Source organism: Paenibacillus gansuensis (assembly GCF_042684925.1).
Lineage (GTDB): Bacteria > Bacillota > Bacilli > Paenibacillales > DY6 > Paenibacillus_N > Paenibacillus_N gansuensis.
This window is the reverse complement of the sequence record NZ_JBHUME010000003.1, coordinates 53,584-63,104: the sequence shown is the minus strand read 5'-3', so window position 1 is coordinate 63,104 and position 9,521 is coordinate 53,584. Positions and strand designations below refer to the sequence as shown.

Sequence of the window (9,521 nt, the reverse complement as noted above, 5' to 3'; positions counted from 1 at the left end):
ATTTCCCAACTAGTAAGACCCCTTGTAGACGACGAGGTTGATAGGTTCGGGGTGGAAGTGCAGTAATGCATGGAGCTGACGAATACTAATCGGTCGAGGGCTTATCCAAATACTCTGAATGAACAGAGTCTGCGCAGACTTACACTTCACTTCACATCCAGTTTTCAGGGTGCAAATCCTGAAACTTAATACCGTTTGGTAACAATGGCGAAAGGGAACCACGCGTACCCATCTCGAACACGACCGTTAAGCCTTTCAGCGCCAATGGTACTTGGACCGCAGGGTCCTGGGAGAGTAGGACGTTGCCAAGCACGAGGAAGAGACCTTAGAATCTAAGGTCTCTTTTTTGTTGTACTTTATGGTTGTAGAGAACGGGCTAAAGCGCATTAAGCTAAGCATGTGATCGTGATTCGTGGACACTGGAAAGTGTCCCACGAATCGTTTACCGGATGGTTACTGCTTATAAATCGAGGTTTCCCTGATGCCGAAACGGATCAAATAGGAGCCTGGCTGCCTGAGGCATCGGAGTAATAATGTCAGCTGGGGGAGAAGCACCCAAAGGTGCAGCACAACACCATGCATAGCTGCATGATGGGCAGCCCAAGGTGAGAGTGCAGCAAATAGGAACAGGCCCAGCCAAAACAGCTGAACAAACATATGGCGAAACCGGTCCAGGCGCGTGTAGCTTGTTGCGGGTACCCAGCCGAAACGGGGAAGCTGGAATTGGAACTTCCAGCAGCCGCGTAACCGTTCGCCGTTTCTCCAGCACAGCAGGTATATCCCTATGGAATGTACAAGCAATACACTCCCCGCTGAAATCCCTAACCATATGATATTGTTCCATCCATGTGTAAGAATAGAATAGAAGATATAAGTCACTAACAAGGCCGGATATAAGCCGGTAAAGAATAATGAATGGCGTATTCTGCGAATGAGCTGGTATTGATAGATGGTGGATTCTTTTCCTTCTTGGGTACGGTCCTGCATGTCTCACCTCATAGAAATAACTGCCTTTACCTATATATCGGACGGTCGGTGTGCTAACTTGATATTTTGCATAAGTACAGACACCCGGAGCACGCATTTGCCATAAACTAATATTACAAACTGCTGAGGGGCCGGTAAGGGGACATAGACTAGCTTTAGAGTTTAAGAGTGAAAGAAATGTGGCATACTAGTAAGAACTAATGAGACAAAGGTGGGAGCGGCTATGGATCTTCAAGAGGATTGTACGTGCATTATCTGCGGCGAACAAAAAGCGGAAGGCATTCATATCGTGTCCGAATTTATATGCGACGCATGCGAGACCGAGATGGTCCGGACCGATGTAAAGGATGAGAAATATCCGTTCTTTATTCATCAACTGAAGCAGATTTGGTATAGGAAAAATGCATAAGATGAATGGTTGATAGGCTCGTCTATGAAAATAGAAGGGCTATTTTTTTGGCCGGCATGGTACAATAGCTACGACAATATGAACGTTTTGGAGTGGCGAAAATGAATCCGCATAATGCACCTCTTTATGATAAATTAATGAAACATGCCACAGGACATCCCCACAGTTTTCACGTACCGGGGCATAAAATGGGACAAGCGTTTAAAGCGACAGCAAGTCATACATTTCGTGAGATCATGAGGATCGATCAAACAGAGATCAGCGGCCTGGACGATCTGCATCATCCGGAAGGTGTCATCGCGGAGGCGCAGGAGCTGGCAGCGGAATGTTTTGGAGCGGAAGAGACGTTTTTCTTAATTGGCGGCAGTACCGCGGGCAATCTGGCTGCTGTTCTCTCATTATGCGGCAGAGGGGACAAACTGATCGTGCAGCGGAATGTGCATAAATCTGTGTTGAACGGACTAATGCTGGCAGGGGCAGAAGCTGTGTTTCTCAGTCCGGAACTGGAGGAACAGACCAGCCTGGCAACAATCCCTTCTCTGGCTGCGGTTGAAGAAGCACTTCTTAAGTATCCTTTGGCCAAAGGGGTTCTATTGACGAACCCGAATTATTACGGAATGGGCAAATGTTTGAAACCATACATAGAGCTTATTCACCGGTATGGCAAACCTGTTATTATCGATGAAGCCCATGGGGCACATTATGGATTTCATTCAAGGCTGCCGGAAACGGCTGTACGCCATGGTGCGGACTTGGTTGTCCAGTCTACACACAAAATGCTCTCAGCCATGACAATGGGGGCCATGATCCATGTGAATGGCAGCCTGGTAAACCGGCACAGCCTTAAACGCACCTTAGCGATGATCCAAAGCTCCAGTCCATCCTACCCTATTATGGCATCGCTGGATGCAGCCCGTAGACAGGTGCATACGGCAGGAGGAGCTCTTTTTGAAGAAGGACTCGCTTCGGTAGACTGGTTCAGAAATCGTATGGGAGAAGTGAAAAGCTATGAGGTAGTAAACATCCGCGGGACAATAGCAGGTGAACCGGATAAGGATGGACTTACGTTTGACCCCTTCAAAGTGGTAATAAAAGATACAACGGGAATGATGACAGGATATGAGCTTCTAGAGGCGGTAGAGGAGTATGGATGTTTTGGAGAGATGGCTGACCCTGAGTATGCCGTGTTTGTTTTTTCTCTTGGAAGCACCATGGAGGATGCAAGAGCTCTTTATCATGCCCTGCAGCATGTTGCTGAGCGTCATGAAACGATCCCAAATCCGCGAAGGAAGCAAGTTTACAATATACCGGCCTATCCGGCAATGACAGACCCCATAGCTATGGGATGGAATGCAAATGATTATCAAATAAAGACGATCCAACTGGAGCAGGCGGCAGGGTATCTAAGTGCGGAAATGATTATTCCGTATCCGCCAGGCATACCGATTTTGTACCCGGGTGAAACGGTCACTCAACAAACTGTGGAGTATTTAATGGTATTGCGCGATACAGGAGCCAAAATCCAAGGAGCCAGGGACGCCTCGCTTCACTATATAGATATACGATATGAATAATGATAGTTTGCAGTACGGAGGGGAAGACGATGAGCCGAATTACGATTAAAGACGTAGCCAAAGCAGCCGGCGTATCGATCGCAACCGTATCCAATGTAATCAACCAATCCGGACGGGTTTCGGAGGAAACAATAGAGCGGGTCAAGAAGATTATTGATGAGCTTCAGTACATTCCTAGTGCTTCTGCCCGCAGTCTCCGCGATAAGCATACGCATTTGATCGCTGTTATTGTACCTTATGCCGACCGCACCACGCTTCAGGACAATCCATTTTACTGGCAGCTCGTGTCCGCTATTGAGTCGGGGGCAAGAAATCATCGGCTGCACGTTTTGCTGGTCGGGGTGAGTGAGGAGGAGACGTTTTCTTTTGTACGGGAAAAGCATTTGGATGGGCTGATTGTAGTGGGTACGTTTAGCGATTCTCCCATCATGAGCTCGTTGGCGGATATCCAGGTTCCATGTGTTTACTTGGACAGTTATTTGGAAGATGAGGACTTATACCAGATTTATGTAGACGACCGTAAAGGCGGTTACCTTGGGGCCAAGCACTTGCTTGAGCAGGGTCATCGCAGATTAGCTTTGCTTTCCAACAGCATGACGGAGGGCGGGGTAGGAGAAGTAAGATATGCAGGTTTTATGGAAGCCGTCAAAGAGTACGGAGTGTCTGATGAAACGGTTACGCTGATTTGTGAGGACGTATCTATGGAAGGCGGGTACCGGGCTGCATCGCGAATCGCAGAATTTGCTGAAGGGATAACGGGGGTTATGGCCTTTTCGGATATAGCGGCTACAGGGCTCATCAAAGGGCTGCATGACCGCGGGATTCGCGTACCGAATGATGTATCCGTAATAGGATTCGATGACCTTATGTACAGCCGGCATATGATTCCTTCCTTAACCACTATCGCTCAAAATTTATCTGAAAAAGGCAGGCTGTCAGTTCAATTGTTAATGGAGCAGATCGAGTGTAAACCTCCTAGAAAATCCAGAAAGGTAGTGCTCCCCGTAAAGTTAGAAGTAAGGGAAAGCACGGCTAATCATCGGAGCGGAAACTAAAAGAGGCGGCAAACGGTTACCTACCGTATGCCGCCCTTTCAATGTTCCACGTGTAACGTTATCACGCTTCGTTTTCTTTATGTAGAACCATGTAGCCGTAAGGCTGAATTTCCGTATCCTTGGACTCCGTGATCTGGATACCTGCATCGCTGCTTAACGCAACACTCCACCCGCCCGCAGGCAGCTTTATAGACCGAATATCCTCACTGCGGTTCAGCGCTACCAGGTATCTCTCCCCGTTCAATTCCCGCTCATACGTAAGCAAGAGGTCTCCCTCCATAGCATGCGTAAATTTGATGGATCCCGTACGAAGGGCCGGAATGGCTTTTCTTAATGCTATGGCGGATTGGAAGAAAGTGAAAAGATCGAGGTCCTGCTTCTCTTTGTCCCAGACCATACATTTGCGGCAATCCGGGTCCCCTTCACCGTCCAGACCGATTTCATCGCCATAGTAGATGCACGGCGTCCCGGTATACGTCATCAGGAATAGGACGGCCAGCTTCATCACACGTTTGTCGCCGCCGCAAAGGGTGAGCAACCGGGGCGTATCATGGCTGTCCAGCAGATTAAAGGCTGCTTCATTCGCCTGTTGAGGGTAGCTGGCGAGGAGTCCGCCGAGATCACAGGCAAGATGGTAGCCGTCCAGCTTCTTTTTGGCAAAAAAATCGAGAACGATGTTCGTAAACCTGTAATTCATGACCGCATCAAACTGGTCTCCCTGGAGCCACATGAGAGAATCATGAAAAATCTCCCCGAGAATATAAGCATCCGGCTTCGCCTGCTTTACGACCTGACGGAATTCACGCCAAAACTGGTGATCCACTTCATTGGCTACATCCAGTCTCCAGCCGTCGACACCGACTTCCTCAATCCAATATTTCGCGACCCCGAGCAGGTATTCCTTAACTGCAGGATGTTCTGTGTTTAATTTAGGCATAATAGGTTCAAAAGCGAACGTGTCATAAGTTGGGATGCCATCCACGATATTTAATGGGAATTGCCTGACATGAAACCAATCTGCATAAGGGGAATCCGCACCATTCTTTAGAATGTCCACAAAAGGTTCGAACGTTTTGCCGCTGTGGTTGAAAACAGCATCCAGCATAACCCGGATTCCGCGTAAATGGCATTCGTCCACGAGCTTTTTCAGCATGGCATTATCGCCGAAATGGCGGTCTACCTGCAAATAGTCTTTCGTATCGTACTTATGATTCGTCGTAGCTTGGAATAAAGGATTGAAGTAAATCGCATTGACACCAAGCTCGGTTAGATGGTCCAGGTGGTTCAGCACGCCCTGCAAATCCCCGCCGAAGAAATTATCGCGTTCCGGCTTACCTCCCCACGGCTGTACTTGATCGGGATCGTTGGAAGGGTCGCCGTTAGCGAAACGTTCCGGGAAAATTTGATAAAAGACGGCTTCTTTCACCCAATCCGGCGTTCGATACACGTCTACTTTATTCATAAAGGGGAAATCGAATAATCCGACGTGTTCGGACAAGGGAGTAAGCACAGCCCCCCGTTCCGTATACCACAACCGCTCATCACCCGATATCAGATCGAATCCGTAAACCAGACGGCGGTACCGCGGCTGAATATACGTTTCCCAATAATCAAAGAGGGAATCGGAAGTCAGCACCTTTAATTCTACCTGCTCCATGCGCTCCCACGGTAAATATTTGTCCCCGTACCACAGTTTGACTTGTTCAACATCGTCTCGTTTCGTCCGGAACCGGATATGCAGCGTCTTTTCGTCATAGGCATAGGCCCAATTCAGTTTGGGGCGGTGATACAAGGCTTCTTTTAACATGAACCATCTCTCCCTGCGATTAGGAATCAAAAAAAGGCACACCGCAAATCCACGGAAACCGCAGAGCCGAGGTTGTACCTTCCGGTAACATTGCCTTTAAATTAGGGGAAGTAGTATTCCATGTTGATCGTAGCACAACTCTTTTCGCGTTAGCAAGCAGTCTTACCTATATGTTACCCTGCTGCAAATACGTTGTAACGTTGCTCTTTAGGCAGGTATGAATTATAGTTGGGTTACCATAAGATTCGTGCAAAATAGATTGGGGTAGATCATGAATACAGGACTATTTATAACAGTAGAAGGCGGAGAAGGCGCGGGCAAATCCACCGTCATAGGCCGGCTGGAGGCATTTTTACATACATATGGCTTTGAAGTGTTATCCACACGGGAACCTGGCGGGATCGATATTGCTGAGCAGATCAGAGCGGTTATCCTTGATACGCGGAACACAGCTATGGACGGCAGAACCGAGGCTCTGTTATATGCAGCTGCACGAAGACAGCACCTCGTTGAGAAAGTCATTCCTGCCTTGCGACAAGGAAAAATGGTAATTTGCGACCGTTTTATTGACAGCTCACTGGCTTACCAGGGTTATGCGAGAGGGTTAGGCATGAAAGACGTGTACGAGATCAACCGGTTTGCGACAGAGGACATGATGCCTGATCTTACGTTATATTTGGATGTGGATCCCGAAATCGGATTGAGCCGCGTACATGCCAACAAGGAGAGGGAAGTCAACCGGCTGGATTTAGAGAAGCTGCATTTTCACGAAAAAGTGAGAGAAGGATATCTTCAGCTGGCAGCTCAGTTTGCGGAACGGATCGTGACCATCGACGCCAACAGGACACCGGATGAGATTGCCGGGGACTGCTATGAAGTGCTCCGCAGGAAGCTTGGGCAATGAACCTATGAACGTACCGATACATAGTGTATAATAGAAGGAAGCGACAATACCTGGCTGCTACCGCATTGATAACGCTTCCTATCGCTTACTAATCACTCTCAGGAGGAGATCGTATGAAATTAGTCGTGGCCGTAGTACAGGATAAAGATAGCAACCGTCTTTCTAACGCTTTGGTGAAAGAAGGCTTTCGCGCTACCAAGCTTGCCAGTACAGGAGGTTTCCTGCGGGCAGGGAATACGACATTTATGATAGGTACGGAAGATGAACGCGTTACGGAAGTACTGCAAGTAATCAAGGCTAACTGTAAAATTAGGGAGCAGGTTGTTACCCCTGTATCGCCGATGGGCGGTACGACCGATTCTTATATTCCATTCCCGGTAGAGGTGCAAGTCGGCGGTGCAGCCGTGTTTGTAATGCCGGTAGAACGTTTCGAACATTTTTAAATTTTAAGATAGATGGAATCGCGGAGGTTTTATGAAAATCAATCCGGGTTACCGCCCACTCGGGAAAGACTTGCGCATGACGGACAACTCCGGATCGCCGCAGCTTCCGCAGCGTGCCTTCTCGGACGTAATGTACAGGCAGAATGAGCAAGTCACACAAGAGCAGCTGAGCCAGCGCATGCAGCAGATCGAACTGCAGGGGCAGCGGTTAGCCAAGTCCATGACGGTCCGGGAATTGAGGCTGTACAAACAGCTGATCAAGCAATTTCTGGAGGATACCGTCCGCCGGGGAGTAGGCCTGAAGGACACGAAGGGCTGGGACCGGCGCGGACGCGGCAAGAAGTATAAGCTGCTGGACGAAATCGACAGCGTCCTCTTATCCATGGGTGACGAGTTGCTGGAACATGAGCAGGGCCGGATCGAGCTCTTGGAGAGAGTCGGCGAAATCCGCGGGATGCTGATTAATTTATTTTTTTAATGGAGTGTAATTAAGCTATGTCATTTGAAGCCATCATCGGCCAAGACCGTGCGAAACGGATGCTGCAGAACGGGCTTCGGCAGGGAAGAACGTCCCATGCTTATATATTCAGCGGCCCCCGGGGAACGGGGCGGCAGGAAATGGCGTTTGCTTTGGCAAAGGCCATTTTTTGTACGGAGGGAACCGATGAAGCGTGCGGCCATTGCCTGGAGTGCCGGAAGCTTGCGCATGGCAATCACCCGGACCTTCATAAAGTGGAGCCGGAAGGGACAAGCATTAAGATCGAGCAGATCCGCCAGCTGCAGAAAGATTTTGCCTATCGGGCGACGGCTTCCCAGACGAAGATCTACATCATCTCAGAGGCAGAGAAGATGACGGTCCAAGCCGCTAATTCCCTGTTGAAGTTTCTGGAGGAGCCGCAATCTGCGGTAGTGGCCATTCTGATTACCGAGAACGGGCATGCCCTGCTGCCGACGATCCAGTCTAGAGCGCAATGGGTTCCGTTCCTGCCGCTGCCGCCTCAACAGATGATTGAAATACTCGAAAAAGAGGGACATTCCCAGGTATTGGTGAGAAGCGCCGTGCATTTAGCGGCCGGAATCGATGCATGCAGGGAAATAATCCAATTAAATTGGTTTGCAGAAATCAGAAACGTAATGATACAATTAGCTAAAGAGTGCATCAACAAGTTTGCCGCCGCACTGATTACGGCGCAGTCGAAGGTTTTCAAGACCGAGCTGGCCGAACATATAGATACACTGCTCCAATTGTTTGTACTGTGGTTTAAGGACATGGTTCACATCCAATGCAGCCGTCAGGAGAGCATTGTGTTCGTCGACCAATCCGAGTGGATGGCCAAGCATGCGTTCAGCCGCGACATTTCCTATTGGATCGGATGTATGGAGAAGGCGCTGGAGCTGCAGAAGAGACTTCGATTCCACGTAAACCCTCAGCTTGCATTTGAGCAGTTTGTTATTGATATACAGGGAGGGTAGGAATTGTATAGTGTTGTAGGCGTACGTTTCAAAAAAGCAGGCAAGATCTATTATTTTGATCCGATCGACCTTCCGGTTGACCAGGAACAGAATGTAATTGTAGAGACGGCCAGAGGCGTGGAATACGGCAAGGTGGTCATCAATAAGAAGACGGTCGGGGAATCCGATGTAGTGCTTCCTTTGAAGAAGGTCATCCGGATTGCCAGTGACCACGACGCCAAGATTGTAGAAGAGAATAAGAAGGCTGCGAAGGAAGCATTCGCGACCTGTTTCGATAAAATTAAAGAACATCAGCTGAAGATGAAACTGGTGGATGTTGAATATACATTTGACCGCAACAAAATCATTTTCTACTTTACGGCAGAAGGACGGATTGATTTCCGTGAATTGGTAAAGGATCTGGCGAGCATTTTCCGTACCCGGATTGAATTGAGACAGATCGGCGTTCGTGATGAAGCCAAGATGCTTGGCGGCATTGGACCTTGCGGACGCGTACTCTGCTGCTCATCCTGGCTGGGGGATTTCGATCCGGTCTCGATCAAGATGGCGAAGGATCAGAGCCTTTCCTTGAATCCGACGAAAATTTCGGGATTATGCGGACGGCTCATGTGCTGTCTGAAATTTGAGCATGATAACTACGAGAGCTCCAAAGAAGAAATGCCGAATGTGGGCTCGATGATTGCTTCTCCCCTTGGGAATGGTAAAGTAGTTGCATTGAATGCGGGTCAAAGAAAAGTGCATGTCCAGCTGTTCGATATCGGCAAGGTCATGGAACTTCCTTTGGACGAAGTAGTCATTCTATAGCTTCCTTCGCCGTTAGCGGCTGCCATAATACGTGAGGAAACGGATGCATTCGATTTTCGGATTCT

Annotated in this window: 10 protein-coding genes and 2 rRNA genes; 10 read left to right on the top strand and 2 right to left on the bottom strand. The window is 48.7% G+C overall.

What is annotated here, in order from left to right; genetic code table 11:
• Both ACFSUF_RS03980 and rrf read left to right on the top strand, forming a co-directional pair.
• Window positions 1-109: ribosomal RNA gene (locus tag ACFSUF_RS03980) — 23S ribosomal RNA — on the top strand; the annotation flags it as partial.
• Window positions 110-194: 85 nt separating this feature from the next.
• A 5S ribosomal RNA gene (gene rrf / locus ACFSUF_RS03975) occupies window positions 195-311 on the top strand.
• A 142-nt stretch (window positions 312-453) separates the two neighbouring features.
• Here the strand turns inward: rrf and ACFSUF_RS03970 are convergent.
• Window positions 454-987, bottom strand: coding sequence for a hypothetical protein (locus tag ACFSUF_RS03970; protein ID WP_377600380.1), 534 nt, complete (start codon window positions 985-987; stop codon window positions 454-456).
• 223 nt (window positions 988-1,210) lie between these two features.
• Between ACFSUF_RS03970 and ACFSUF_RS03965 the strand changes: the two genes are divergently transcribed.
• The 3 genes from ACFSUF_RS03965 to ACFSUF_RS03955 all read left to right on the top strand — a co-directional run bounded on the left by ACFSUF_RS03965 (window position 1,211) and on the right by ACFSUF_RS03955 (window position 4,025).
• Window positions 1,211-1,396: a sigma factor G inhibitor Gin gene (locus tag ACFSUF_RS03965; protein WP_377600378.1), complete on the top strand. Its 186-nt coding sequence runs from the start codon at window positions 1,211-1,213 to the stop codon at window positions 1,394-1,396.
• 101 nt (window positions 1,397-1,497) lie between these two features.
• Window positions 1,498-2,970 carry an aminotransferase class I/II-fold pyridoxal phosphate-dependent enzyme gene (locus ACFSUF_RS03960; protein ID WP_377600376.1) on the top strand — a complete coding sequence of 491 codons (1,473 nt, stop codon included), beginning with the start codon at window positions 1,498-1,500 and terminating at the stop codon, window positions 2,968-2,970.
• A gap of 29 nt (window positions 2,971-2,999) precedes the next feature.
• Window positions 3,000-4,025: a LacI family DNA-binding transcriptional regulator gene (locus ACFSUF_RS03955; RefSeq protein WP_377600374.1), complete on the top strand. Its 1,026-nt coding sequence runs from the start codon at window positions 3,000-3,002 to the stop codon at window positions 4,023-4,025.
• Between the two features lie 61 nt (window positions 4,026-4,086).
• Here the strand turns inward: ACFSUF_RS03955 and ACFSUF_RS03950 are convergent, their stop codons facing one another.
• Window positions 4,087-5,832 carry a glycoside hydrolase family 13 protein gene (locus ACFSUF_RS03950; RefSeq protein ID WP_377600372.1) on the bottom strand — a complete coding sequence of 582 codons (1,746 nt, stop codon included), beginning with the start codon at window positions 5,830-5,832 and terminating at the stop codon, window positions 4,087-4,089.
• A gap of 271 nt (window positions 5,833-6,103) precedes the next feature.
• Here ACFSUF_RS03950 and tmk point away from each other — a divergent pair, with 271 nt between their 5' ends.
• The 5 genes from tmk to ACFSUF_RS03925 all read left to right on the top strand — a co-directional run bounded on the left by tmk (window position 6,104) and on the right by ACFSUF_RS03925 (window position 9,456).
• Window positions 6,104-6,736: a dTMP kinase gene (tmk, locus tag ACFSUF_RS03945; protein ID WP_377600370.1), complete on the top strand. Its 633-nt coding sequence runs from the start codon at window positions 6,104-6,106 to the stop codon at window positions 6,734-6,736.
• A 113-nt stretch (window positions 6,737-6,849) separates the two neighbouring features.
• Entirely contained in the window at window positions 6,850-7,179 is a 330-nt protein-coding gene (locus tag ACFSUF_RS03940; RefSeq protein ID WP_377600368.1) for a cyclic-di-AMP receptor, read from the top strand.
• A 31-nt stretch (window positions 7,180-7,210) separates the two neighbouring features.
• Entirely contained in the window at window positions 7,211-7,657 is a 447-nt protein-coding gene (locus ACFSUF_RS03935; protein WP_377600366.1) for a YaaR family protein, read from the top strand.
• A 17-nt stretch (window positions 7,658-7,674) separates the two neighbouring features.
• Window positions 7,675-8,652 carry a DNA polymerase III subunit delta' gene (gene holB / locus ACFSUF_RS03930; RefSeq protein ID WP_377600364.1) on the top strand — a complete coding sequence of 326 codons (978 nt, stop codon included), beginning with the start codon at window positions 7,675-7,677 and terminating at the stop codon, window positions 8,650-8,652.
• Between the two features lie 3 nt (window positions 8,653-8,655).
• Window positions 8,656-9,456: a PSP1 domain-containing protein gene (locus tag ACFSUF_RS03925; RefSeq protein ID WP_377600363.1), complete on the top strand. Its 801-nt coding sequence runs from the start codon at window positions 8,656-8,658 to the stop codon at window positions 9,454-9,456.
• The last annotated feature ends 65 nt before the right edge of the window (window positions 9,457-9,521 follow it).